Source organism: Streptococcus sp. 9.1 (assembly GCF_016648815.1).
In the GTDB taxonomy this organism is placed as follows: domain Bacteria; phylum Bacillota; class Bacilli; order Lactobacillales; family Streptococcaceae; genus Streptococcus; species Streptococcus salivarius_E.
Genome location: NZ_JACLQS010000015.1, coordinates 1 through 24,412, shown reverse-complemented (window position 1 = coordinate 24,412; position 24,412 = coordinate 1). Strand labels below are relative to the sequence as shown.

Genomic DNA, 24,412 nt, shown 5'->3' with positions numbered 1-24,412 from the left:
AGGGAAACCATTTGGTGGGCCTTTAGGCCTCGGCCGGTAGCAGAGGCTTTCAGCCGAAGAGCAAGTCACCCGTTCTGATATCATATCATTAGACGGATGGTTATGATTTCATAGTATCAAAAAAACAACCGTTCTCACGATTGTTCAATAGATTTAAACCTTTTCAAGGACAGACTGGGTTACCCAAGTCTTGCGATTTCCGATTTGGACGAGGACGCCATCGCTAGGTGGGTCAATGGCTAGCACTTTGAAGTTACCTGGAATAGTAAAGGTCTCACCAGGATTGAGGTACTGGTCTGAAGTTGGATTGCCTTGTCCATCAACTTCAAGAACAGGTCCAGGATCAACGATATTGTGTTTGGTTGGTGTGCCTCCTGCTAAATCTTGGCTGGTGATGTTATTTCCTACTATAGATGTTACACGGAAAGTACCTGTAAATCGGACAGTATCGCCAACTTTGATAGAAGAGTTGGTTGGATTACTAGTTTGAGCTCCTGATTCGAGGTCTTTAAAGTGGATATAACCAGACACTTGACTCTTATGGAAACTGCGTTTATGGTATTTCTCAGGCCCTTGCCCAGCATTATAGTTGTATTCTTCAATAGTCACCTGATCACCATTTACCTCGGCTACCCAAGCAACATGTCCCATATATCCAGCTCCGTTGACACCGTCTGAAAACCAAGCGATACTTCCAACGGCAGGATTCATGTCGACACGGTAACCATTGGCACGTGCGATGCTTCCCCATGTAATGGCATTCCCATAGCCTACAGGTAGGTTGAAACCATTGGTGTTACTGAGGCGATAGGCCGCAAAGGATGTACACTGACGCCAGTACATAGTCCAAGGATCAACGCCGAAGCCTCCATATTTCCAAGAGGAAGGGTAGTCATCTCCGAGGACAGCCGCCTGAGCAGAGGAGCTACACGAAACCGAAACAGTCGCTAGACAAGCTAGCGGTAAAAGACAATTAAGTAATTTTTTCTTCATTTTTAACCTCCACCTACCTATTCGTAGTTTTTCTGGAAAATGAAGATAATTTGTCTATTTTCAAAAAACTATATATAATTATATAAAATAATATATAAGGAGTTAATTATGACTGTTGTAGAGAAGCGTGTTCAAGTAAATTTCCAAACTAACCCGATTTTGTTGGAAAGGGCAAGAAAAATTGTAAAGGCAAATAATTTAGATATGAGTAAATCGTTTAATTTGTTTTTGGAGACGATTGTTGCTACCGAGCAAATACCAGTAATGACGGAGGATGAATTGCTAAAAGAAAGACTGTTTAGGCAGCTTAAAGCTGAAGTAGCAGAGAGTGTAGCTGAGTATCAGGCGGGTAATATAATACCCCTTGAGGAGGTTAAGGATGAATACAACCTATAGTCTTTCACTCACTAAGCGTGCTCGCTCTTCTTTGAGAAGTATATATGACTACATTCGTGATGTACTTTCTAATGAAACTGCTGCCAAGAAGATAGTTTCGAAGCTTTTGCAAGGAATGGAAAGTTTGAAGACTTTTCCTGAGGCTGGTTTTAATGCAGATCAACGTTATGGTAAAAGAATCAATGACACATTTGAGACACGAGCACTTGTCGTTAAACGCTATGTCATACTTTATTTTATAGACGAAAGTAGAAAAGAGATTGTAGTCTCCCACATCTTTAGTTCTAAAAGCGACTATATCAAGTTGTTATAAAAAAATTAAGATTAGTAGTGAGGAAATCTCCGACGGGAGAAAGTACTTACTACTTTTTCGTTATGATAAATTGTCTAGCTTTGAGGGAGCAGTACATTCCGCTACCTGAAGGGATGCCTTTTTTATGTTCAAATTTGGATACACACCCATATCTCCGAACAAATATGTTATAATGGTTATGTATAATTCGTGAAAATTGCTAATTTTTCCGAATGATTGTCGTTAACGGGCATTTGCCCCTAGTCTTATTTGATATTGAGGTATCTTTCAAATGAAACTTTTGGTTGTTGGATCTGGCGGTCGTGAGCATGCGATTGCTAAGAAATTGTTGGAGTCTAAAGACGTTGAGCAGGTTTTTGTGGCTCCTGGTAATGACGGGATGCGATTAGATGGTCTGGATTTGATCAATATCGGAATTTCCGAACATTCTAAGCTGATTGACTTCGCAAAAGTCAACGATATTGCTTGGACCTTTATCGGTCCAGATGATGCCCTTGCAGCTGGTATCGTGGATGATTTCAATGTAGCTGGTCTCAAAGCCTTTGGTCCGACAAAGGCTGCGGCTGAGCTGGAGTGGTCTAAGGATTTCGCTAAGGAAATCATGGTCAAATACGACGTTCCGACAGCAGCCTATGGCACATTTTCAGATTTCGAGGAAGCCAAGGCCTACATCGAGGAAAAAGGTGCTCCAATCGTCGTCAAGGCAGACGGTTTGGCCCTTGGGAAAGGTGTCGTCGTTGCTGAAACGGTTGAGCAAGCAGTTGAAGCCGCTCACGAGATGCTTTTGGACAATAAATTCGGTGATTCAGGTGCGCGTGTGGTCATCGAGGAATTCCTTGACGGGGAAGAGTTCTCTCTCTTTGCCTTTGTCAATGGGGACAAGTTCTACATTATGCCAACGGCTCAGGACCACAAACGTGCTTATGATGGCGACAAGGGTCCTAACACTGGTGGGATGGGTGCCTATGCGCCAGTTCCTCACTTGCCACAGAGTGTGGTTGATACAGCGGTTGACACCATTGTCAAGCCAGTTCTTGAAGGCATGATCAAAGAAGGTCGTCCTTACACTGGTGTCCTTTACGCGGGACTTATCTTGACAGCTGACGGCCCTAAAGTCATCGAGTTCAACTCACGCTTTGGCGATCCTGAAACACAAATCATCTTGCCTCGTTTGACCTCTGACTTTGCACAAAATATCACCGATATTTTGGAAGGCAAAGAGCCAACTATCACTTGGACGGACAAGGGTGTGACACTTGGTGTGGTTGTAGCCTCAAACGGCTACCCACTGGCTTATGAGAAGGGTGTCAAGCTTCCAGCCAAGACAGAAGGCGACATCATCACTTACTATGCCGGTGCTAAATTCGCTGAAAATGGCCAAGATCTTCTCTCAAACGGCGGACGTGTCTACATGCTAGTCACAACAGCAGACACCGTCAAAGACGGCCAAAACATCATCTACAACGAACTCAACAAACAAAACACAGAAGGCCTCTTCTACCGAAACGATATCGGTAGCAAAGCAAACAAATAATCAGCGACCGTAGGTCGTAAAAGGCGAGCGAAAGCGAGCTAATGAGCGACAATCACCACTGTTGTGAAAAAACGATTGGCTGACAAAGCCAATCGTTTAGTGAAATCGGAAGACTTAAGGCTTCCGATTTAGGCATGAGACACCTTTGGTGGCTGCTGCCGTCCCTCACAACCTAAGGTGATTGTCAAAAAAGGAAGAAAAAGGAAAAATTATGACTAAACCAGTAATTTCCATCATCATGGGCTCAAAATCCGACTGGGCAACCATGCAAAAAGCTGCTGAAGTCCTCGACAACTTCGGTGTTGCTTACGAAAAGAAAGTTGTTTCCGCTCACCGTACACCAGACCTCATGTTCAAACATGCCGAAGAAGCACGTAGCCGTGGCATCAAGGTCATCATCGCTGGTGCTGGTGGCGCTGCTCACTTGCCAGGTATGGTTGCTGCTAAAACAACCCTTCCAGTCATCGGTGTGCCAGTCAAATCACGTGCTCTTAGCGGTGTAGATTCGCTCTATTCTATCGTTCAGATGCCGGGTGGTGTACCTGTCGCAACCATGGCTATCGGTGAAGCTGGTGCGACAAACGCTGCCCTCTTTGCCCTCCGTCTCCTCTCAGTAGAAGACAAGGCCATTGCGGATGCACTTGCTAACTTTGCTGAAGAACAAGGAAAAATCGCAGAGGAGTCTACAAATGAGCTCAACTAAAACCATTGGTATCATCGGTGGTGGCCAGCTCGGTCAGATGATGGCTATTTCAGCTGTCTACATGGGCCACAAGGTTATCACCCTTGATCCTGCAGCAGATTGTCCATCTTCTCGTGTGTCTGAGGTTATCGTGGCACCCTACGACGACGTAGACGCCCTTCGCCAGTTGGCGGACCGCTGTGATGTTCTCACTTATGAGTTTGAAAATGTCGACGCTGATGGCCTTGACGCTGTTATCAAAGACGGTCAGCTCCCACAAGGGACAGACCTGCTTCGCATTTCACAAAACCGTATCTTTGAAAAGGACTTCCTCTCAAACAAGGCCCAAGTGAGAGTTGCACCTTACAAGGTCGTGACATCTAGCCTTGATTTGGAAGATATTGACCTTTCTAAAAAATACGTCCTCAAGACTGCGACAGGTGGTTACGATGGCCACGGTCAAAAAGTCATCACATCAGCCGACGATTTGGAAGAGGCAAATGCACTTGCTAACTCAGCAGAGTGTGTCTTGGAAGAGTTCGTCAACTTCGACCTTGAAATTTCAGTCATCGTGTCTGGTAACGGCAAGGATGTGACAGTTTTCCCAGTTCAGGAAAATATCCACCGCAACAATATCCTCTCTAAAACCATCGTGCCTGCTCGCATTTCTGATAGTCTAGCTGAGAAAGCTAAAGCTATGGCTGTGAAGATTGCTGAACAACTTAACCTCTCTGGTACCCTCTGTGTGGAAATGTTTGCGACAGCTGATGACATCATCGTCAACGAAATCGCACCACGCCCACACAATTCTGGCCACTACTCAATCGAAGCTTGTGACTTTTCACAGTTTGACACACATATCTTGGGCGTTCTCGGAGCACCACTTCCAGCAATCCATCTCCATGCACCAGCTGTCATGCTCAACGTCCTCGGCCAACACGTCGAAGCAGCTGAGCGTTATGTCACAGAAAATCCAAGCGCCCACCTCCACATGTATGGTAAACTAGAAGCGAAGCACAATCGCAAAATGGGTCATGTGACTTTGTTTAGTAATGATCCAGACAATGTGGTTGAGTTCGGGAAAGGAATTGATTTTTAGGTGAAAATAGCAATCCTAGGACTCGGAGTCATTGGAACGACTTATGCCTATGCTTTTCAAAAAGCAGGTCATCAAGTAGAACATGTCCTTAGAGACAGTAAGCGGAACAATGCTCCCAAATCCCTCTCGGTTGATTTGCTAGATGGTCGCTATCATTCCAAAGGTGAGAACAAGCATGATACCTATGAGGTTCATGTGGCGAAAGCTGATTCGGAATATGATTTTATTTTTCTCAGTGTTCGTCATGGTTTTGTCAAAGAAGCCGTGGAAACCTTGCGAAAAAATAATATCAAAGGCACCCTCGTTTTCTTCTGCAATTTCTGGAATACACGAAAAGATGTCCAAGAGTGGGCAGGAGATTATGACTATATTCTGGCCTTTCCAACAGCTGGAGGTCACATGCAAGAGGACCATTTGGATGGTGTCTTGTTTGACCATTTAATGCTCGAAAGTGAGCAAAAAGCGTACATTTCTAACTATTCTGATTTGACGACTTTGTTGAGTTCTGCAGATTTGAAGTGGGAAGTTCCTCATGATATGGTCGAGTGGATTTGGATTCACATGGCGATTAATGCGGGTGTTACTTCGACAGCTGCACGTTCAGGAAATTTGGAAAATCCAGAAGAATTGGCTTTGAACTTGATGAATAGTTCTTCGGAATTATCATTGGCCATTAAGGCCATTCGAGAAGCTTTGAAAGTCGTAGAAGCGCGTGGTGTGAATTTGAAGCTTTACAAAGCCGAACTCTTGCCATACAAAATTCCCGCTTGGATAGCAGGAAAAGCCATGAAAGTCATGTTTGCGAAAAATGAGCTGACCCGAAAAATTATGACCTTGCACAATGATAAACAGGACATCTTCTATTGTTGTCAAAGTGTTTATCAGACTGGTCAGGAGTTAGGTATTGAGATGCCCATTCTGGAAGCAAATATGAAGGGAATTTCGATTTAGGAGATTTTATGATTCAACTCATCGTCAACGCATTTGTTGAAAAAGATAAGACTGGAGCAGTCGTCGAAGTCTTGTATGCTAGTAGCAATCACGAAAAAGTGAGAGCTAAGTATGAAGAGTTGGTTGCTCAATATCCTGAAAACTATTTAGCTATCTATGATTTGCCGATGGATACTGATTTGAATACACTCGATCACTATCCATCAGTGTGGATTGGGAAAGAGGAGTTAGAATAAGGGATTCTTACGTCGCTTAATTTATGTACAATATCAAGAGAATATTATACATAAACATAGAAAGCAAAGATATTAGGTCTCGCGATTAAATCAGAATGTTGAATATTTGATAGGACAAAACCAAAAGAGAACGTCAGACATTTGTACTTACCGAAACGTGACATGGTCTATGGGCAAGAAACATATGGTGAATTACTTAGAGCTTAAGTTACAAAAAATCTAAGGTGTAGCCTCCAGAGGTATGGTAAAATAGAAACCAGTTAGGACTTTCAAAATGGTTCATGCAACTTTGTTTAGGAATGAACTAAATGATGTGACTGAATTTGGGTACAGATGTCAACTGATAATATAAGAGTCTCAAAGTACTACGGAACCTTTTCTGAACTAAACATACAAATATAAAACTTAGAAGAGAGGCTATTCTATGAAGCGATTGTTTACAATCGGTCATTCTAGTTATGATTTCACCTATTTGGTTGAACGATTGCAAAGATATAATATTGATTGGGTGTTTGATGTTAGGAGTGTTCCTTTTTCAGCTTATGCTCCACAGTATAATTCTAGTAATTTGAAGGAGAAATTACCTAAATATGGAATCTCTTACTATGAGATGGGAGAATATTTCGGAGCTCGTCAATTGGGAGAACAGTATCGATATTGTTACCCTAACGGTTATCTAGATTTTGAATTGTGGTGTAAAACTGTACCATTTTTGAAAGCGAAAAAAGGATTAATATCCAGAGGTATCACTGAACATAATATTGCATTAATGTGTACAGAAAAGGATCCCATTGACTGTCATAGAACAATTATGGTTGCTAGAGATTTAGAGTTAGATGGGATAGAAACTTATCATATTTTAGCTGATGGTAGTATAAAAACACAGAGTCAAATGTCTAAGGATATATTGAATTCGTACATTATTAAGATAAATAAACAAAAGCCCCGTGAAGATTTTGTAAAGGGGCAAGGAACATTAGATTTATTTGGAAAAGGAGATTGTGAGGTCTGTTTTGATGATGTAGCAGATTCTAATGAATCACTAGAAATTATTGAAAAGAATGATTCTGAATATCTTAAGGATGCCTATCATGATTTAAATGAAAAAATAGGTTATAGAATCTTTTAGAATGAGAGCATTAGAAATGATTATTTACACTATTGGTTTTACGAAAAAATCTGCAGAAGATTTCTTTGAAAAAATTATTAATGAAGAAATAGAAGTACTAATTGATACTCGGTTGAATAACCAATCTCAGTTAGCTGGTTTTTCAAAAGGAAGAGATTTACCTTATTTTTTAAGAAAACTAGCAAATTGTGAATATGTACATGAAATAAATTATGCGCCTACAAAGGATATTTTGAGTGATTACAAAAAGGGAAATATGAGTTGGGATGACTATGAGCTTAAGTATAATAAACTTATTCAGACTCGTGGTATGGTTGATAATTTTATAAAAAATTATTGTGGTTATTCAAAAGTAGTTATACTTTGTTCTGAACATACTCCTGAACATTGTCATAGGAGATTACTTGTTGATGAGATTGTAAAAAGGATAGAATGTAAAGTTGTCCATTTATGAGGAAGTAAATATGAATAGAAGAGTAGTTATTTTAACAAAATCTGATAAACATAATGGTTTTTGTGTAGCAGGTAGGGATATTGATAGTGGAGAATGGGTCCGCTTGGAGAATAGTAGAGGAGTTATTGATAGTGAAGATTTAATAACAAAAGATGGTTATGAATGTAGAGAGTTAGATATAATTGAAATAGAGTTATTATCTGAAGAAAGTGATGTGGAACACCAACCTGAGAACGTTCTTATTGATGAGCAATATTATGTAAAATTACTTGGACGAATGACATGGCCGGATATTATTAATAAGTGGGGATGTGATTGTACAAATACAATTTTGGGAATCAATCAGCGCCCTAGAGGAGCTCATCCAGGTAGGCCATCAATAAAAATAGAAAATAGATTGAATTTTTATAATAGTAATAATATTAAACACAAATCTTTATCATTCATCAAAGTTTATAATGCAAGTTTTGAGATAAATGAATTTAATGGTGAGAGAAAAAATCATCCAAAAATAAAATTTCAATATAAGAATAGTAAAGGAGATTTGTTAAACTATTATCTAACAGTTACTGATCCAGATTTTCCTAATGATGAAAACTTACCTAAGGGAGAGATACCAGAACTCTTTTTAATTGTTAGTTTGGGAGAAGTTTATGAAGAGGATGGAGAAGTATATTTATTGGCGGCTAAAGTTATCATAGACTAGTTTAAAGAGGTAAAAGAAACATGATCGAACGTTACTCTCGCCCAGAAATGGCGAACATTTGGACTGAAGAAAATAAATACCGTGCTTGGCTTGAGGTGGAAATCTTGGCTGACGAAGCATGGGCTGAGTTGGGGGAAATCCCTAAGGAAGATGTGGCTTTGATTCGTGAAAAAGCGGACTTTGACATCGACCGTATTTTGGAAATCGAGCAGCAAACTCGTCACGATGTGGTTGCCTTCACACGTGCGGTTTCTGAAACGCTTGGTGAAGAGCGTAAGTGGGTTCACTATGGTTTGACTTCTACTGACGTAGTAGATACTGCCTATGGTTACCTCTACAAACAAGCCAACGATATCATCCGCAAGGACCTTGAAAACTTCCTTAACATCATCGCTGACAAAGCGAAAGAACACAAGTTCACTATCATGATGGGTCGTACGCACGGTGTGCACGCTGAGCCTACAACTTTTGGTCTTAAATTGGCAACTTGGTACAGCGAAATGAAACGTAACATCGAGCGTTTCGAGCATGCTGCTGCTGGTGTGGAAGCTGGTAAGATTTCTGGTGCGGTTGGTAACTTTGCCAACATCCCACCATTCGTTGAAAAATACGTCTGCGACAAATTGGGTATCCGTGCTCAAGAAATCTCTACACAGGTCCTTCCTCGTGACCTTCATGCTGAGTATTTTGCAGTTCTTGCGAGCATCGCAACTTCTATTGAGCGTATGGCAACAGAGATTCGTGGTCTTCAAAAATCAGAACAACGTGAAGTGGAAGAGTTCTTTGCTAAAGGTCAAAAAGGATCTTCAGCAATGCCTCACAAACGTAACCCTATCGGTTCTGAAAACATGACAGGTCTTGCGCGTGTGATCCGTGGTCACATGGTAACAGCCTATGAAAATGTAGCCCTTTGGCACGAACGTGATATCTCACATTCATCAGCTGAGCGTATCATCGCACCAGACACAACAATCTTGATTGACTACATGCTCAATCGTTTCGGAAACATCGTTAAGAACTTGACAGTCTTCCCAGAAAACATGATTCGCAACATGAACTCTACATTTGGTCTTATCTTCAGCCAACGTGCTATGCTTACTTTGATTGAAAAAGGCATGACACGTGAGCAAGCTTACGATCTTGTTCAACCAAAGACTGCCCAATCATGGGATAACCAAGTAGACTTCAAGCCACTTCTTGAAGCAGATCCAGAAGTAACATCACGCCTCACTCAAGAAGAAATCGACGAAATCTTCAACCCAGTTTACTACACTAAACGTGTTGATGAAATCTTCGAACGCATCGGTTTGGGTGACTAATCTAAACAAAATAACAGAAAGCAGGTTTGCCCTGCTTTTTTTGATGGTGACATTTATGTCACTAGTTTTGTTTCTTTTTCAGCCTTATAATAGGGTCATCGTAAGAAAACTATCAGAAAGGAGAAGTTAGCAATCTTAAAAGGACGACTTAACTATTTACCGGAACTTAGCCTCTTAATAGTAAGCATTGCCTATAATATCATCCGCATCATGAATGATCTTGGAAGTATCAAAGCCCCCTCTTGGTTTTTAGATATGGATATCCCTAGTGGGTCCTTACTATTACTTATTTTGCTTATTATTTTAAAAAGTGAAGCAAGAGAATAAAACTTTAAGCAAGTTTTAAGTTTATTAGTTTATATTATAACCATCCTAATAAAACAACTAGCTTTGGTGAGCTAGTAGTAAAAAAAACTTTTTCATAACTAATCTCCCCGAAGAAAGTCTAGAAATCTAGGCTTTTTTCTTGTTTTTTGAGCTTTTATTAGGGAATTTTAAGAAAATACTTGAAAACCCTTCCAAAACAAGGTAATATAGTTATATAAAGATTCTATTGGACAAGCGGTCACCTTGGAGGATTAGGAAGAAGAGGTTGGGAAGCCTGTACAATCGTATCTTTTCAGTGGTCTTTGAACTGCTGTGAAAATCCCTTAGGGGATTTTTTTCTGCGATTTAAGGTTTCTTTAAGGAAGGCAAGTTATACTCTAAGTCTCCTAAATAACTTTTACTGAACGTAGTTCAGTGAATCTCGTTGGCTTACACTTTTTGTAGAACAACGAACTTTTCTTTTTCATAATCTCCAAAAGAGCTCAACACCATGTGTTGGGTTCTTTTTTTGGCAATTAAAAAAACGCCCTTAGGCGTTTTAAGTATAGATTACATCTCGTCTGGAGCTTCAACACCGAGAAGGCGAAGAGCTTCTTTGAGGACTGTTGCTGTTGCGTAGCAAAGAGCCAAACGGCTGTCACGTTCTGGGCTTTCGTCCAAGATACGTGTGTGTGCATAGTATTTGTTAAAGGCTTGAGCTAAGCTGATAGCAAATTTAGCAACGATAGATGGCTCAAAGTTGTCTGATGCACGGTTGATGATACGTGGGAAGTCTTGGATGAGTTTGATGATTTCCCAGCTTTCAACGTCGTTTAGGCTGTATGTAGCATCTGCAGATGGCGTGAAGTTAGCCTTGCGCAAGATAGATTGGATACGAGCGTGTGCATATTGAACGTAAGGTCCAGTTTCTCCCTCGAAGGATACCATGGCATCAAGGTCGAAGTCGTAACCATTCATACGGTCTGTTTTAAGATCGTAGAATTTGATAGCTCCGACACCTACAGCATGAGCAACAGCTTCCTTGTTAGGCAAGTTTGGATTCTTAGCTTCGATTTGAGCCTGGGCACGGTTAACAGCTTCGGCAATAGTTGGCTCAAGCAAGATAACGTTCCCCTTACGAGTTGACAATTTCTTACCGTTCTTAGTTACAAGACCAAAGGCAACGTGAGTCATGTCGTCAGACCAGTCGTAGCCCATTTCTTTAAGAACAGCTTTCAACTGTTTGAAGTGAGCAGATTGTTCATTACCAACCACATAGATGGCTTTGGCAAAGTCGTAAGTACGTTTACGGTAGAGGGCAGCAGCCAAGTCACGTGTGATGTAAAGTGTCGCACCATCTGATTTTTTGATGAGGGCTGGGTGTTCGATACCGTATTTTTCAAGGTTAACCACTTGGGCACCTTGAGATTCTTGGAGAAGTCCTTTTTCTGTCAAGATGTCAACGACTTCATCCATCTTATCATTGTAGAAGGCTTCACCGTTGTAGCTATCAAAAGAAACACCGAGTTCATCGTAAAGACGGTTGAATTCCACCAAGCTTTCGTCACGGAACCATTGCCAAAGGGCAGTTGCTTCCTCGTCACCAGCTTCCAATTTGCGGAACCATTCACGAGCTTCTTTGTCTACAGATGGGTCTTCTTCAGCTTCGGCATTGATACGCACATAAAGTTGAAGGAGTTCGTTGATAGGGTTAGCTTTGACAGCTTCCTCGCTACCCCATTTCTTATAGGCAACAATCAGCATACCAAACTGTTTACCCCAGTCACCCAAGTGGTTGATGCGGACTGGTTTGTAGCCTTGTTTAGCTACGATGTTGGCAAGAGCATCAGCGATAACTGTTGAACGCAAGTGACCGATAGAGAAAGGTTTAGCGATGTTAGGACTAGACATATCAAAGGCGATGTTACGTCCGTGACCGATGTTTTGGTCAGCGTAGTGGCTGCCTTGAGCGATGACTTGTCCAAGAACATCCGCTGAGATTTTTGATTTATCAAGGAAGAAGTTGATGTAAGGACCAACAGCTTCAACTTTTTCAAAGTTTGAGGCATCGATTTTTTCAGCGATGTCTGCTGCAATCATTTGAGGAGCCTTGCGCAAGACTTTAGCCAATGAGAAGGCAGGAAAGGCGAGGTCCCCCATGTCAGCATTTTTAGGGGTTTCAAGCAGATTTTGAATGTTTTCTTGTTCCAATTCGGGAACAACTTTGGCAATTTCTGCTGCAATGAGTTCTTTAGTATTCATAGGTACTCCATTTCAAATCTTGTCATTCATACCTATTTTACCATTATTTTAGTTAATAGGGTAGGGACAAGAAAGCATCTATTAGGAAGTATTGCATGAAAAAATACAAAAATTCTGTTATAATATGCAAAGAATATACATAAAAAGAGGAAAGATAATGAAGAGAGATCGTCAAGCTGTTATCAAACAGATGATTTCAAGAGATAAGATTGGGACACAAGAGGAAATTAAGCAACGCCTAGAGGCGGAAGGTATCACGGTTACTCAGGCTACCTTGTCACGTGACTTGCGTGAGATTGGCCTCTTGAAGCTTCGTGATGAAGAAGGTAGACTATACTATAGTTTGTCTGAGCATGTGCTTCCAAGTTTGGATCCTACGGTTAAGGACTATGTTAAATCAGTTTCCCGTGCTCAGTTTATGCTGGTCCTCCACACAGAGTTGGGTGAAGCTGATGTTTTGGCCAACCTAATTGATAGTGATGGTAACCCTGAAATTTTAGGAACCGTTGCTGGCGCAGATACCCTCTTGGTAATCTGTAAGGATGCTGTGGTTGCTGAAAAACTGGAAAGCGAGTTTCACTGATGAACACTCCTCATCAGGATCTCCAAAAAGCCAAAGAAGAGTTAATCGACCTCCTCAAACACCATGAGGCGGTTCTTGCTTTTCAAGAGGCTGAGAAGGCCATTGGACAGGTACCTCAAATCAGTCATCTAGCTGGACAGATGAAGGCTTATCAACAAGAAGCAGTGCTTTTTCAAAAAATTGAGAAACAACGTGCCTATGAGGAGGCAGGTGAGCAAGCAGATTTGATTCAGCATGAGCTGGAAAATTTGCCTATTGTTCAGGACTACCGTCAAAAAATGCAGGATGCCAGTGACTTGATCCAATATGTGACCAAGTCTATCGAAGAAAGGATTAACGAGGAGTTAAGACATGGCTAAGGAAAAAATATCTCCAGGAATGCAGCAGTATTTGGATATCAAGGAAAATTATCCAGATGCTTTTTTGCTCTTTCGTATGGGTGATTTTTACGAATTATTTTATGAGGATGCCGTTAAGGCTGCCCAGATTTTGGAAATTAGCCTAACCAGTCGTAATAAGAACGCCGATAATCCCATTCCTATGGCTGGTGTTCCTTATCATTCAGCTCAAGCCTATATTGATGTCTTAGTTGAGATGGGCTACAAGGTAGCTATTGCTGAGCAGATGGAGGATCCTAAACAGGCTGTTGGTGTGGTTAAGCGTGAGGTGGTTCAGGTTATCACGCCAGGTACAGTGGTTGACAGCTCTAAACCTGATAATGCCAATAATTTCTTGGTAGCCATTGACAAGGCTGGAAGTCGATTCGGTCTGTCCTATATGGATGTGTCAACGGGTGAATTTTTTGCGACAGAGTTGGACGATTTCAGTTCAGTTTGTAGTGAAATTCAGAACCTTAAGGCACGTGAAGTAGTGGTTGGTTATGATTTACCTGAAGCTGATGAACAAGTTTTGGTGAAGCAACTCAACCTTCTACTTTCCAAGGAAACAGAGGTTTACGATGATGTCCACTTGATTGACACTAGCTTGACAGATTTGGAAAGCAGTGTGGCGGGTAAACTTCTCCAGTATGTGCACCGTACTCAGATGCGTGAGCTTAGTCATTTACAAAAGGCTCAGCACTATGAGATTAAGGATTACTTGCAGATGTCCTATGCGACCAAGTCGAGTTTGGATTTACTAGAAAATGCTAGAACGGGCAAGAAACACGGTTCCCTTTTCTGGCTCTTGGATGAAACCAAGACAGCTATGGGAATGCGTCTCTTGCGAACTTGGATTGATCGTCCTTTAGTGAATCAAGCCACTATCACCGAGCGTCAGAATATTATCCAAGTTTTCTTGGACAATTTCTTCGAGCGTAGTGACTTGACTGAGAGTCTAAAAGGTGTTTACGATATTGAGCGCCTGGCCAGTCGTGTTTCCTTTGGCAAGGCTAATCCAAAAGATTTGATTCAGCTAGGTCATACTTTGGCTCAAGTACCGGTGATTAAGGCGATTTTGGAGTCTTTTAATGACGATGCCTTGTCACGTCTTTTACAAGAGTTAGATGCTCTGCCAGAATTAGAGAGTTTGATTCGGTCGGCTATTGATTCTGATGCCCCTGCAACCATTACAGAAGGTGGCATTATCCGTGCTGGTTTTGATGAGACCTTGGACAAGTATCGCAAGGTGATGAGTGAGGGAACGTCATGGATAGCGGATATCGAAGCCAAGGAACGTGAAGCGTCTGGTATTACAACACTAAAGATTGATTATAACCGTAAAGATGGTTATTACTTCCATGTGACCAACTCTAACCTTAGCTTGGTTCCTGACCATTTCTTCCGCAAGGCAACTCTGAAAAATTCAGAGCGTTTTGGAACTGCTGAGTTGGCTAAGATTGAAGGTGAGATGCTCGAGGCACGTGAAAAGTCATCAACGCTCGAATATGATATTTTCATGCGTGTCCGTGAGCAGGTTGAACGCTATATTGACCGTTTGCAATCTTTGGCTAAGGCCATTGCGACAGTCGATGTGCTTCAGAGTTTGGCAGTTACAGCAGAGACTAATCATTATGTTCGTCCTGTGTTCAATGATGAGCATCGTATTGTTATTGATCAAGGTCGTCATGCGGTGGTTGAGAAGGTTATGGGCGTTCAGGAATACATTCCAAACACGATTACCTTTGACAGTCAGACCAATGTTCAGCTCATCACAGGACCAAATATGAGTGGTAAATCTACCTATATGCGTCAGTTAGCTTTGTCAGTCGTTATGGCTCAAATGGGGTCTTACGTACCAGCAGATAGTATTGATTTGCCAGTTTTTGATGCCATCTATACACGTATTGGTGCTGCAGATGACCTGATTTCAGGTCAGTCAACCTTCATGGTTGAGATGATGGAGGCTAACCAGGCTATTAAGCGGGCGACACCTAATTCTTTGATTATTTTTGATGAGTTGGGACGTGGAACAGCCACCTATGATGGTATGGCTCTAGCTCAGTCTATCATTGAGTTTATTCATGACAAGGTAGGAGCTAAAACCATGTTTGCTACCCATTATCATGAGTTGACAGCCCTGTCAAATACTTTGACACACCTTGTCAACGTTCATGTGGCGACACTTGAAAAGGACGGAGAGGTGACTTTCCTTCACAAGATTGTCGATGGTCCAGCCGATAAATCTTATGGTATTCATGTGGCTAAGATTGCAGGTTTACCAGCAGATTTACTGGAACGTGCTGACACCATCTTGACACAATTAGAGGGCGAGACAGTTACTATCCAACCTCAGGAAAAGGTATCGCCTCAAGAGAAGCCTGTCACTGAAACGCATATTAATGAGCAAATCTCTCTCTTTGATGATTTTACTGAAAATCCAGTTCTTCAAGAGTTACGAGACTTGGACATTTACAATATGACACCGATGCAGGTCATGATGGCTGTAGCAGATTTAAAACAGAAACTATAAAAGAAGCTTGTCAATTGACAGGCTTCTTGTCTTTTACAGATGTTTCAATTCTTGGTTGAGTTCTTCAATATCCTTTTTCATTTTCCAATAAGAGAAGACCCAAACGAGCAGATAGATAAGGCTGAATTCAATGACTAGCTCCAAGTAGAAAGTCAAACGTAGAGGGAACCATCCGCTGAGGGTAGCTAGTGGAATGAAACCTAGACAGGTCAAAGCGTAGTGAGTGATGGTTGCGCGAAGCAAACTCCACTCAGCCTTACGGAAAATATAACTAGCGACTTCAAAGAGGATACCGATTGCAAACCAAGTAATGAGGCAGTAGGCTAATACTATAGATCCGTGAACCTGATGTGACGTCATCCATTGTCCAATGGCTGAGTGGGGATTTAGAGGCATGTAGCTTGGTGCCCAGATAAGAGACATAATCATGGATACGGCAAGTCCGATAAGGATGCCCTTTGTGCCTGATTTAAAAAGTTGCTTTTTCATTGTAATTTCTCCTTAATTGCTTTGAGGTAACGGCGTGATGAGTAAGTGGTTTCCTTGTTTTTAAGGTGAATTTCAACGAGGCCGTTAGGGGTAATGTTGAAGCGCTCAATTTCTTTGAGGTTGACAATCTCTGATTGTGAGATTTTGATAAAGTAAGATGGGAGTTTTTCTAAAACTTGATAGAGACGTAAGCCTAAATGGTACTCTCCTTGAATAGTTTCAGCTAGAACCTGCCGATTTTCGATGTAAATTCTGGAAATAGCTTTGGGTTCAATAAGATAAGTTTCTCCATCTTTTTTTCCTTTGAGTCGCTGGTTGTCATCCAAACTTTCAACAAACTCGACGACTTGCTGAATCTTTGGCGTCCGACTAGGTGCCTGAATCTGCAACATTTCTTCTTGAAATACCGAGTCAATCTGAACTTTTATTTTCATAACTATCCTTTCTTATTTGTAATTGAGGAGGCCTCCTCCCTTTCACACCTTTATTAAACACTATTTACTAGTCCACAGCAATAGCGCTCGTCTATGTGGTCCTATATAGTGTTTAAGTGGTTGAAAATATTTTAGAAAACCCCTATACTTAATGAAAACGTACTGACGAGGTAATCACATGAAATCTATAGTGAAATGGCTAGCAGGAATTTTTCTTGTCTGCAGTCTGATTTTGAGCTTTTTTACACCTTTTGAAAAGGCGCTAACACTGAACTTGCTCTTGCTTTATTTCTTTGTGAAGCAGTTTATGGATTCGACAAGCTCACCCAAAACCTACCAATGGATTTTCCAAGTCATCTATCTCTTGATTTTTTCTGGGCTCATTTGGTTCAACCTTCGTCATGGGGATATGATTGTTATAGCCACAGCCTTATCTTGGCTAACAGTTGTGTGTGAGTTATGGCTTTATAGGAAGCATCAGTAACAGTTAGAAACAATGATCTCTCAACCTTTTAGAAGGGAAAATAATAATTATGCCAAAAATCATCGAATTACCTGAGGTGTTAGCCAACCAGATTGCTGCTGGTGAGGTCGTAGAGCGCCCAGCCAGTGTTGTTAAAGAGTTGGTGGAAAATGCTATTGATGCAGGCAGCACCCAGATTACCATTGAAGTTGAAGAATCAGGCCTCTCAAAAATTCAAATCACAGATAATGGCGAAGGAATGGCTCAAGCTGATGTGGCCATGAGTTTGCGCCGTCATGCAACAAGTAAAATCAAAAATCAAGGAGATCTCTTTCGTATTCGAACCCTTGGTTTTCGAGGTGAGGCCCTACCCTCAATAGCTTCTATCAGCTACCTAACTATTGTGACAGCAGCGGCTGGAGAAGCCTATGGGACTAAACTGGTTGCTAAAGGTGGAAAAATTGAGAGTCAGGATCCTATTTCAACACCGGTTGGAACAAAGATTACCGTTGAAAATCTATTTTATAACACCCCAGCTCGTCTCAAGTATATGAAGAGTTTACAGGCTGAGTTGGCTCATATTGTCGATGTTGTCAATCGTCTAAGTCTAGCTCATCCCGAGGTTGCCTTTACCTTGCTTAATGATGGTCGTCAGTTGACACAGACATCAGGTACTGGAGACCTCCGTCAAGCTATTGCCGGGATTTATGGTTTAACAACGGCTAAAAAAATGGTGGAAATTTCAAATTCTGACCTTGATTTTGAAGTTTCTGGATATGTTAGTCTCCCTGAGTTGACCCGTGCGAATCGTAACTACATCACGATTCTCATTAACGGACGTTATATTAAAAACTTCCTGCTTAACCGTGCTATTTTTGATGGTTATGGTTCTAAACTCATGGTAGGACGCTTTCCTATTGCGGTTATTGATATTCAAATTGATCCCTACTTGGCCGATGTCAATGTTCACCCAACAAAGCAGGAAGTACGTATCTCTAAAGAAAAAGAGCTCATGGCCCTTATCAGCTCAGCCATTGCTCAAAGCCTTAGAGAGCAGGATTTGATTCCTGATGCCCTTGAAAATTTGGCCAAGTCTAGTACCAGAGGTGCAGCTAAGCCAGTTCAAACCAGTCTTCCACTCAAACAAACCAATCTTTACTATGATAGCAGTCGTAATGATTTTTTTGTCAAACCAGAGACAGTCCAAGAAGATATCAAACCTCTTATATCGGAGTCAGAGTCTCCAGTTTCATCGGTAGAAAACAAACCACAACCTTCTGTTAAACAGGCACAACGTTCAGTAGATGAAAGTGATGACGAACACGAAAAACTTGATTATAAAAACAAGTCGAAAATGAAGCGCATGCTTGAAACTTTGGATAATGAGGAAACATCAACCTTCCCTGAGTTGGAGTTTTTTGGTCAAATGCATGGAACCTATCTCTTTGCGCAAGGACAAGGTGGACTTTACATCATTGACCAACATGCTGCTCAAGAACGTGTCAAGTATGAGTACTATCGTGAAAAGATCGGTGAGGTTGACAGCAGTCTACAACAGCTCTTGGTTCCCTATCTCTTTGAATTTTCAGGTTCAGATTACATTAGTTTACAAGAAAAAATGTCCCTTCTGAACCAGGTTGGTATCTATTTAGAGCCTTATGGGAATAACACCTTCATTCTTCGTGAACATCCTATCTGGATGAAGGAAGAAGAGATTGAATCAGCGGTCTATGAAATGTGTGACATGCTTCTTTTGACGAATGAAGTGTCTGTCAAGACCTACCGTGCTGAGCTAGCCATCATGATGAGTTGTAAACGTTCAATCAAGGCTAATCATGCACTTGATGATTACTCTGCGCGTGACCTCCTAGTACAGCTTGCACAGTGTAAAAATCCCTACAATTGCCCTCACGGACGTCCAGTACTTGTCAACTTTACCAAGTCTGATATGGAAAAAATGTTCCGTCGTATCCAAGAAAATCATACAAGTCTACGTGACCTAGGGAAGTATTAAAACTTTTTTTGGTCTTGCTTTACGAATAGGAATGTTAGATTTATAATAGTGGTGAAGATAAGGAATCTTCTAATGTTTTAGCATATCATTGTAGGATGATTGCCTGATTTTTAAGTTAGGAGGTAGAGTGATGAGACACCTAACAAAAACTAATAAACACTTTTTACTTGTTGGCTTAACATTTTTAGCGACTAGCTTGATTTTCTATATTTTGGCCTGGTTAGGTCAACCAAGTTTGGAGAATACTCTCGTAAATGTTTCTAGCATTGCCTTTACTTTAGGCGTTGTAACATATATTCTATTAGGTCTAAAGATGATTACAGATACTTTAAAGACGAGTAGTCATCCTTAAAATAGAGCAAACAGAATCCACTTTCGAGTGGATTTTTTGTTACAATAGTACAGCAGTGCTTGAGATGACAAAATAAACACTCAAGACAATTATCTTATAAGTATAAAATAACAAAGCAATCCATTGAAGAAACGAACGAGAAAGGAAATCACACGCTATGTATGATTACATCAAGGGAACTCTAGTGAAAATTACCGCCAAGTATATTGTTATAGAAGCAAACGGCTTAGGTTATATTGTCACTGTAGCGAACCCATATAGTTTTTCTGACCAGATGAATCAGACTATCCAAGTCTACCTTCATCAGGTTATTAGGGATGACGCCCACCTTCTTTTTGGTTTTCATACTGAAGATGAGAAAGAGGTCTTCCTTAAGCTTATTTCAGTTTCTGGAATAGGTCCGACGACTGCTCTAGCCATTGTTGCTGTAGATGATAATCAAGGCTTGGTGGCTGCCATTGATAATAGTGACATCAAGTACCTGATGAAGTTTCCAAAGATTGGTAAAAAGACAGCCCAGCAAATGGTTTTGGACTTGGCCGGGAAATTTGCAGAGTTACCAACAGAAACGACCAAGACGACACCAAGTCAACCTGAAGGAAATCATCAGTTGGATGAGGCTATGGAAGCTTTGCTAGCTCTTGGTTATAAAGCTGCAGAACTTAAGAAAATCAAAGCCTTCTTCGAAGGTACTAATGAAACGGCAGAGCAATACATTAAATCAGCTCTTAAGATGTTGATGAAATGAGGTAAGCAATGGTCAATCGTTGTCGTTGGGTACCAACAAACAATAAATTATATTGTGATTATCATGACAAGGAGTGGGGGAACCCTATTGGTGACGATCAAAAACTTTTTGAGCTACTTTGTTTAGAAAGTTATCAGTCAGGACTTTCTTGGTTAACTGTTTTAAATAAACGTCAGTCCTTTAATCGTGTTTTTCATAACTATGATATTGAGCGTGTTGCCCAGTTTAGCCTAAGTGAACTTGAAGAAGCGCTTCAAAATCCGGATATTATTCGTCACAAACTTAAGCTAGAAGCAACCGTAAATAATGCCAAACAAGTACTAAAACTCCAAGATGAATTTGGCTCCCTGTCCCATTATTTTTGGCAGTTCTTTGACGGAAAGCCCTTGATAAATAATGTTCCAACATATAAGGACGTCCCATCATCAACTGATTTATCCCAACAGATTGCCAAAAATTTAAAAAAGAGAGGGTTCAAATTTTTAGGACCGACTACTATATATTCATTTTTACAAGCCGCAGGATTTGTGAATGATCATGAAAATAACTGTGACTTCAAATAAATGAGTAGATTTGATTGACAAGACGAGAAAAACATGTTAGTTTATAAACGAACATGTTTTTGAGATTATTTTACGAATAGTAATATAGGTGAACCAATGAAAGCTGAATTGATTGCAGTAGGAACCGAAATCCTAACCGGGCAAATCACCAATACCAATGCCCAATTTTTATCTGAGAAACTAGCTGAACTAGGAATCGATGTGTATTTTCACACCGCAGTAGGTGATAATGAAAAACGCCTACTCTCAGTTCTAGACCAAGCTAGTAAACGTAGTGACTTAGTCATACTTTGTGGTGGACTTGGCCCTACGGAGGATGATTTAACCAAGCAAACCCTAGCTAAGTTCTTAGGAAAAAAACTTGTTTTTGATGAGGAGGCAAGTAAAAAGCTGGACAGTTTCTTTGCTACTCGCCCTAAACACACACGAACGCCTAATAATGAACGTCAAGCGCAAATTGTTGAGGGGGCTATCCCCTTGCAAAATCCTACAGGTCTTGCAGTTGGAGGTGTCATTACTACTCAAGGGGTGACCTATGTAGTCCTACCTGGGCCACCAAGTGAACTTAAACCTATGGTGAATCAAGAACTTGTTCCAGCACTTACTGAGAATCACGCAAGTCTTTATTCGAGAGTCCTAAGATTCTTTGGCGTTGGAGAAAGTCAATTGGTGACTATTCTGAAGGATTTTATTGTTAACCAAACAGATCCAACCATAGCTCCATACGCTAAAGTGGGGGAAGTAACACTTCGCTTGTCAACAAAGGCTTCTTCACGAGAAGAAGCAGATCAAAAACTAGATGTTTTAGAAAAACAAATTCGTTCTACTAAAACTCTAGATAGCAAATCCTTATCTGATTTTATTTATGGATATGGAGAGTCTAATAGTTTAGCCTTTGAAACTTTCCGTTTGCTTAAGAACCATGGCAAGACTATCACTGCAGCTGAAAGCCTAACAGCAGGTTTATTTCAGGCTAGTATTGCTGATTTTTCAGGAGCCTCACAAGTATTTAAAGGCGGCTTTGTTACTTACAGCATTGAAGAAAAATCTAAAATGTTGGATATTCCCTTGTCGCAACTAGAAGAACATGGTGTTGTCAGTCATTTTACTGCAGAAAAAATGGCTGAAGGTGCCCGAGCTAAAACAGATAGCGATTACGGAATTGCACTTACCGGTGTAGCTGGACCAGATTCATTAGAAGGACACCCAGCAGGTACAGTATTTATTGGTATTGCTGATAGGAATCAAGTAAGGTCAATCAAGGTTGTTATAGGTGGAAGAAGTCGTTCTGATGTTAGATATATTAGTACCCTCTATGCCTTTAACCTAGTTCGCCAAGCTTTATTACAAGAGACAACTTGATTTAAGTTTGTCTTAACTATAGAAAGAAGAGGAAAATAAGTGGCTAAGAAAACAAAGAAAACAGAAGAAATTACAAAGAAATTTGGAGATGAGCGTCGTAAAGCACTTGATGATGCTTTGAAGAATATTGAAAAAGATTTTGGTAAGGGTGCAGTTATGCGTCTTGGTGAGCGTGCAGAGCAGAAGGTTCAGGTTATGAGCTCAGGCTCGCTAGCTTTGGATATTGCTCTTGGTGCAGGTGGTTATCCTAAAGGTCGTATTATCGAAATTTACGGACCAGAATCATCAGGTAAAACGACTGTAGCCCTCCATGCTGTTGCTCAGACACAAAAAGAAGGCGGAATCGCTGCCTTTATCGATGCAGAGCATGCCCTTGACCCTGCTTATGCGGCAGCCCTAGGTGTTAATATCGATGAGCTTCTTTTGTCACAACCTGATTCAGGTGAGCAAGGTCTCGAAATTGCAGGTAAGCTGATTGACTCAGGTGCAGTTGATTTGGTTGTTGTTGACTCAGTTGCGGCCTTGGTACCACGTGCAGAAATTGATGGAGATATTGGTGACAGTCATGTTGGACTTCAAGCGCGTATGATGAGTCAAGCCATGCGTAAGCTATCTGCATCTATTAATAAAACAAAAACAATTGCTATCTTCATTAACCAATTGCGTGAAAAAGTTGGTATTATGTTTGGTAATCCAGAAACGACCCCTGGTGGACGTGCTTTGAAATTCTATGCATCAGTACGTCTTGATGTACGTGGAAATACGCAAATCAAAGGGACTGGTGATAAAAAAGACCAAAATGTTGGTAAGGAAACTAAAATCAAGGTTGTCAAAAACAAGGTTGCCCCACCATTTAAAGAAGCCTTTGTCGAAATTATGTATGGTGAAGGGATTTCACAAACAGGTGAGCTTGTAAAAATCGCTAGTGATTTAGGAATTATTCAAAAAGCCGGAGCATGGTTCTCATATAATGGAGAGAAGATTGGTCAAGGATCTGAAAATGCTAAAAAATATTTGGCAGATCATCCAGATATTTTTGAAGAAATTGATCATAAAGTACGTGTACACTATGGTTTGATTGAACCAGATGAAGAGGATAGTGTTGAAGAAGCACAAGTTGAAGAAACATCTGATGAACTTGTTTTAGACCTTGATTCAACCATTGAAATTGAAGAATAAGTGTAAAAGAGCCTAAGAGCTCTTTTTCTCTTTGATTTAATCTAAGCAAAAAAAGATCTATGATAATTGAAAAAGTCCCCTTAGATTCAAAATAGGTCGCTAGACCGATTTCTTAAACTAAGGACAATGATAAGATAATAGTATCATGTGACAGAAAGAGAGAATTAACATGATTAAGATTTATACAATCTCAAGTTGTACAAGTTGTAAAAAAGCAAAAACATGGTTGAACAACCATCAACTTCCTTATAAAGAACAAAACCTTGGTAAAGAACCACTTACAAAAGAAGAAATCTTAAACATCCTATCAAAAACAGAGAATGGTGTTGAGAGCATTGTTTCATCAAAAAATCGCTATGCTAAAGCTCTAAATTGTGATATCGACGAGCTCAGTGTTAGTGAAGTGATTGATTTGATTCAAGAAAACCCAAGAATCTTGAAAAGTCCAATCTTAATTGATGATAAGAGATTGCAAGTGGGTTATAAAGAAGATGACATCCGTGCGTTCTTACCGCGCTCAATACGAAATGTCGAAAATTCACAAGCACGCATGCGAGCAGCTCTATAAAAAATGAAAAAAGGAGATACTAGAGATCTTCTTTTTGCTTTCACTTATTGCATAGAAAATAAGTATTGACATTGGTTCACAAACTTGATAGACTAATAAAGTCTCAAGGAAATTGTTCAGTAACTGAAAAAAGTTTGAAAAAAACTTTAAAAAAGTTATTGACAAGATAAGTCAGAGATGATATTATAAATAAGCTGCTTCGGAAGGGGTGGCGAACACGAGAAGTAAAAAACTTCAAAAAAAGTGTTGACAAGCTATTCTAGATTTGCTAGAATGTAGGAGTTGTCTTGAGAGAGACAAAGACCTTTGAGAACTGAATAAGAAACCAAGTGCAGGGTTATGATAGAAGAAATTATAACCTGTCAAT

The 24,412-nt window shown here is 40.5% G+C and carries 26 protein-coding genes and 1 pseudogene; 23 read left to right on the top strand and 4 right to left on the bottom strand.

Annotation, left to right across the window (positions count from 1 at the left end):
- Positions 1 to 153: 153 nt before the first annotated feature.
- Complete coding sequence (locus tag H7T93_RS08475) at positions 154 to 993, bottom strand: CHAP domain-containing protein (RefSeq protein WP_175057344.1); 840 nt, start codon at positions 991 to 993, stop codon at positions 154 to 156.
- A 108-nt stretch (positions 994 to 1,101) separates the two neighbouring features.
- On the opposite strand from H7T93_RS08475, the gene H7T93_RS08470 reads away from it, so the two are divergent.
- The 12 genes and pseudogenes from H7T93_RS08470 to purB all read left to right on the top strand — a co-directional run bounded on the left by H7T93_RS08470 (position 1,102) and on the right by purB (position 9,812).
- Positions 1,102 to 1,389: a hypothetical protein gene (locus H7T93_RS08470; RefSeq protein ID WP_002889575.1), complete on the top strand. Its 288-nt coding sequence runs from the start codon at positions 1,102 to 1,104 to the stop codon at positions 1,387 to 1,389.
- Entirely contained in the window at positions 1,373 to 1,702 is a 330-nt protein-coding gene (locus H7T93_RS08465) for a type II toxin-antitoxin system RelE/ParE family toxin (RefSeq protein WP_002889576.1), read from the top strand. The genes H7T93_RS08470 and H7T93_RS08465 overlap by 17 nt, the downstream gene beginning before the upstream one ends.
- Positions 1,703 to 1,973: 271 nt before the next feature.
- Positions 1,974 to 3,236 carry a phosphoribosylamine--glycine ligase gene (gene purD / locus H7T93_RS08460; protein ID WP_175057345.1) on the top strand — a complete coding sequence of 421 codons (1,263 nt, stop codon included), beginning with the start codon at positions 1,974 to 1,976 and terminating at the stop codon, positions 3,234 to 3,236.
- Positions 3,237 to 3,354: 118 nt separating this feature from the next.
- Positions 3,355 to 3,417: pseudogene (locus H7T93_RS10070) on the top strand (phosphoribosylaminoimidazole carboxylase); the annotation flags it as partial.
- 30 nt (positions 3,418 to 3,447) lie between these two features.
- Entirely contained in the window at positions 3,448 to 3,939 is a 492-nt protein-coding gene (gene purE, locus H7T93_RS08455) for a 5-(carboxyamino)imidazole ribonucleotide mutase (protein ID WP_006150912.1), read from the top strand.
- Entirely contained in the window at positions 3,926 to 5,017 is a 1,092-nt protein-coding gene (gene purK / locus H7T93_RS08450) for a 5-(carboxyamino)imidazole ribonucleotide synthase (protein WP_201041818.1), read from the top strand. The genes purE and purK overlap by 14 nt, the downstream gene beginning before the upstream one ends.
- A complete protein-coding gene (locus H7T93_RS08445) occupies positions 5,018 to 5,968 on the top strand; it encodes a ketopantoate reductase family protein (RefSeq protein ID WP_201041816.1) in 951 nt (316 codons plus the stop codon). It abuts the gene before it with no gap.
- An 8-nt stretch (positions 5,969 to 5,976) separates the two neighbouring features.
- On the top strand, positions 5,977 to 6,204 hold the full coding sequence (locus H7T93_RS08440; protein ID WP_201041814.1) for a phosphoribosylaminoimidazole carboxylase: 228 nt from the start codon (positions 5,977 to 5,979) through the stop codon (positions 6,202 to 6,204).
- Positions 6,205 to 6,628: 424 nt separating this feature from the next.
- Complete coding sequence (locus tag H7T93_RS08435) at positions 6,629 to 7,333, top strand: DUF488 family protein (protein WP_201041807.1); 705 nt, start codon at positions 6,629 to 6,631, stop codon at positions 7,331 to 7,333.
- Position 7,334: 1 nt separating this feature from the next.
- A complete protein-coding gene (locus H7T93_RS08430) occupies positions 7,335 to 7,787 on the top strand; it encodes a DUF488 family protein (protein WP_201041806.1) in 453 nt (150 codons plus the stop codon).
- Between the two features lie 10 nt (positions 7,788 to 7,797).
- Positions 7,798 to 8,493, top strand: coding sequence for a dual OB domain-containing protein (locus H7T93_RS08425; protein ID WP_201041805.1), 696 nt, complete (start codon positions 7,798 to 7,800; stop codon positions 8,491 to 8,493).
- Positions 8,494 to 8,513: 20 nt separating this feature from the next.
- On the top strand, positions 8,514 to 9,812 hold the full coding sequence (purB, locus tag H7T93_RS08420; RefSeq protein ID WP_002948159.1) for an adenylosuccinate lyase: 1,299 nt from the start codon (positions 8,514 to 8,516) through the stop codon (positions 9,810 to 9,812).
- Between the two features lie 876 nt (positions 9,813 to 10,688).
- Here the strand turns inward: purB and argS are convergent.
- The gene (argS, locus tag H7T93_RS08415; RefSeq protein ID WP_048790892.1) at positions 10,689 to 12,380 is read right to left on the bottom strand and encodes an arginine--tRNA ligase; all 1,692 of its coding nucleotides are present in this window, start codon (positions 12,378 to 12,380) and stop codon (positions 10,689 to 10,691) included.
- A 154-nt stretch (positions 12,381 to 12,534) separates the two neighbouring features.
- On the opposite strand from argS, the gene argR reads away from it, so the two are divergent.
- The 3 genes from argR to mutS are packed head-to-tail and all read left to right on the top strand — an operon-like array spanning position 12,535 to position 15,873.
- Positions 12,535 to 12,963 carry an arginine repressor gene (gene argR, locus H7T93_RS08410; RefSeq protein WP_170314548.1) on the top strand — a complete coding sequence of 143 codons (429 nt, stop codon included), beginning with the start codon at positions 12,535 to 12,537 and terminating at the stop codon, positions 12,961 to 12,963.
- On the top strand, positions 12,963 to 13,322 hold the full coding sequence (locus H7T93_RS08405) for a YlbF family regulator (RefSeq protein ID WP_002889586.1): 360 nt from the start codon (positions 12,963 to 12,965) through the stop codon (positions 13,320 to 13,322). The genes argR and H7T93_RS08405 overlap by 1 nt, the downstream gene beginning before the upstream one ends.
- Positions 13,315 to 15,873, top strand: coding sequence for a DNA mismatch repair protein MutS (gene mutS / locus H7T93_RS08400; protein ID WP_201041804.1), 2,559 nt, complete (start codon positions 13,315 to 13,317; stop codon positions 15,871 to 15,873). The genes H7T93_RS08405 and mutS overlap by 8 nt, the downstream gene beginning before the upstream one ends.
- Before the next feature lie 33 nt (positions 15,874 to 15,906).
- On the opposite strand, the gene H7T93_RS08395 is transcribed toward mutS, so the two are convergent.
- Positions 15,907 to 16,362: a DUF3021 domain-containing protein gene (locus H7T93_RS08395; RefSeq protein WP_070475797.1), complete on the bottom strand. Its 456-nt coding sequence runs from the start codon at positions 16,360 to 16,362 to the stop codon at positions 15,907 to 15,909.
- A complete protein-coding gene (locus H7T93_RS08390) occupies positions 16,359 to 16,796 on the bottom strand; it encodes a LytTR family DNA-binding domain-containing protein (RefSeq protein WP_004181975.1) in 438 nt (145 codons plus the stop codon). The genes H7T93_RS08395 and H7T93_RS08390 overlap by 4 nt, the downstream gene beginning before the upstream one ends.
- Positions 16,797 to 16,974: 178 nt before the next feature.
- Between H7T93_RS08390 and H7T93_RS08385 the strand changes: the two genes are divergently transcribed.
- From H7T93_RS08385 to spx, 8 genes are all read left to right on the top strand, one after another.
- On the top strand, positions 16,975 to 17,280 hold the full coding sequence (locus H7T93_RS08385) for a hypothetical protein (RefSeq protein WP_004181965.1): 306 nt from the start codon (positions 16,975 to 16,977) through the stop codon (positions 17,278 to 17,280).
- A gap of 49 nt (positions 17,281 to 17,329) precedes the next feature.
- Positions 17,330 to 19,273, top strand: coding sequence for a DNA mismatch repair endonuclease MutL (gene mutL / locus H7T93_RS08380; RefSeq protein ID WP_084915129.1), 1,944 nt, complete (start codon positions 17,330 to 17,332; stop codon positions 19,271 to 19,273).
- A gap of 130 nt (positions 19,274 to 19,403) precedes the next feature.
- A complete protein-coding gene (locus H7T93_RS08375) occupies positions 19,404 to 19,625 on the top strand; it encodes a hypothetical protein (protein WP_002886321.1) in 222 nt (73 codons plus the stop codon).
- A 157-nt stretch (positions 19,626 to 19,782) separates the two neighbouring features.
- Positions 19,783 to 20,373 carry a Holliday junction branch migration protein RuvA gene (ruvA, locus tag H7T93_RS08370; protein WP_037599413.1) on the top strand — a complete coding sequence of 197 codons (591 nt, stop codon included), beginning with the start codon at positions 19,783 to 19,785 and terminating at the stop codon, positions 20,371 to 20,373.
- 8 nt (positions 20,374 to 20,381) lie between these two features.
- Entirely contained in the window at positions 20,382 to 20,936 is a 555-nt protein-coding gene (locus tag H7T93_RS08365) for a DNA-3-methyladenine glycosylase I (RefSeq protein WP_175057353.1), read from the top strand.
- 96 nt (positions 20,937 to 21,032) lie between these two features.
- Positions 21,033 to 22,298 (top strand): competence/damage-inducible protein A, encoded by a 1,266-nt coding sequence (locus H7T93_RS08360; RefSeq protein ID WP_175057354.1) that lies wholly within the window; start codon positions 21,033 to 21,035, stop codon positions 22,296 to 22,298.
- Between the two features lie 39 nt (positions 22,299 to 22,337).
- Positions 22,338 to 23,477, top strand: a complete 1,140-nt coding sequence (gene recA / locus H7T93_RS08355) for a recombinase RecA (protein ID WP_002889600.1) — start codon at positions 22,338 to 22,340, stop codon at positions 23,475 to 23,477.
- Positions 23,478 to 23,646: 169 nt separating this feature from the next.
- A complete protein-coding gene (gene spx, locus H7T93_RS08350) occupies positions 23,647 to 24,045 on the top strand; it encodes a transcriptional regulator Spx (protein ID WP_002886328.1) in 399 nt (132 codons plus the stop codon).
- The last annotated feature ends 367 nt before the right edge of the window (positions 24,046 to 24,412 follow it).

Coding starts and splice junctions, on each gene's coding strand:
- H7T93_RS08475 (WP_175057344.1), bottom strand. CDS start 993: ATGAAGAAAAAATTACTTAATTGTCTTTTACCGCTAGCTTGTCTAGCG.
- H7T93_RS08470 (WP_002889575.1), top strand. CDS start 1,102: ATGACTGTTGTAGAGAAGCGTGTTCAAGTAAATTTCCAAACTAACCCG.
- H7T93_RS08465 (WP_002889576.1), top strand. CDS start 1,373: ATGAATACAACCTATAGTCTTTCACTCACTAAGCGTGCTCGCTCTTCT.
- purD (WP_175057345.1), top strand. CDS start 1,974: ATGAAACTTTTGGTTGTTGGATCTGGCGGTCGTGAGCATGCGATTGCT.
- purE (WP_006150912.1), top strand. CDS start 3,448: ATGACTAAACCAGTAATTTCCATCATCATGGGCTCAAAATCCGACTGG.
- purK (WP_201041818.1), top strand. CDS start 3,926: ATGAGCTCAACTAAAACCATTGGTATCATCGGTGGTGGCCAGCTCGGT.
- H7T93_RS08440 (WP_201041814.1), top strand. CDS start 5,977: ATGATTCAACTCATCGTCAACGCATTTGTTGAAAAAGATAAGACTGGA.
- H7T93_RS08435 (WP_201041807.1), top strand. CDS start 6,629: ATGAAGCGATTGTTTACAATCGGTCATTCTAGTTATGATTTCACCTAT.
- H7T93_RS08430 (WP_201041806.1), top strand. CDS start 7,335: ATGAGAGCATTAGAAATGATTATTTACACTATTGGTTTTACGAAAAAA.
- H7T93_RS08425 (WP_201041805.1), top strand. CDS start 7,798: ATGAATAGAAGAGTAGTTATTTTAACAAAATCTGATAAACATAATGGT.
- purB (WP_002948159.1), top strand. CDS start 8,514: ATGATCGAACGTTACTCTCGCCCAGAAATGGCGAACATTTGGACTGAA.
- argS (WP_048790892.1), bottom strand. CDS start 12,380: ATGAATACTAAAGAACTCATTGCAGCAGAAATTGCCAAAGTTGTTCCC.
- H7T93_RS08405 (WP_002889586.1), top strand. CDS start 12,963: ATGAACACTCCTCATCAGGATCTCCAAAAAGCCAAAGAAGAGTTAATC.
- mutS (WP_201041804.1), top strand. CDS start 13,315: ATGGCTAAGGAAAAAATATCTCCAGGAATGCAGCAGTATTTGGATATC.
- H7T93_RS08395 (WP_070475797.1), bottom strand. CDS start 16,362: ATGAAAAAGCAACTTTTTAAATCAGGCACAAAGGGCATCCTTATCGGA.
- H7T93_RS08390 (WP_004181975.1), bottom strand. CDS start 16,796: ATGAAAATAAAAGTTCAGATTGACTCGGTATTTCAAGAAGAAATGTTG.
- H7T93_RS08385 (WP_004181965.1), top strand. CDS start 16,975: ATGAAATCTATAGTGAAATGGCTAGCAGGAATTTTTCTTGTCTGCAGT.
- mutL (WP_084915129.1), top strand. CDS start 17,330: ATGCCAAAAATCATCGAATTACCTGAGGTGTTAGCCAACCAGATTGCT.
- H7T93_RS08375 (WP_002886321.1), top strand. CDS start 19,404: ATGAGACACCTAACAAAAACTAATAAACACTTTTTACTTGTTGGCTTA.
- ruvA (WP_037599413.1), top strand. CDS start 19,783: ATGTATGATTACATCAAGGGAACTCTAGTGAAAATTACCGCCAAGTAT.
- H7T93_RS08365 (WP_175057353.1), top strand. CDS start 20,382: ATGGTCAATCGTTGTCGTTGGGTACCAACAAACAATAAATTATATTGT.
- H7T93_RS08360 (WP_175057354.1), top strand. CDS start 21,033: ATGAAAGCTGAATTGATTGCAGTAGGAACCGAAATCCTAACCGGGCAA.
- spx (WP_002886328.1), top strand. CDS start 23,647: ATGATTAAGATTTATACAATCTCAAGTTGTACAAGTTGTAAAAAAGCA.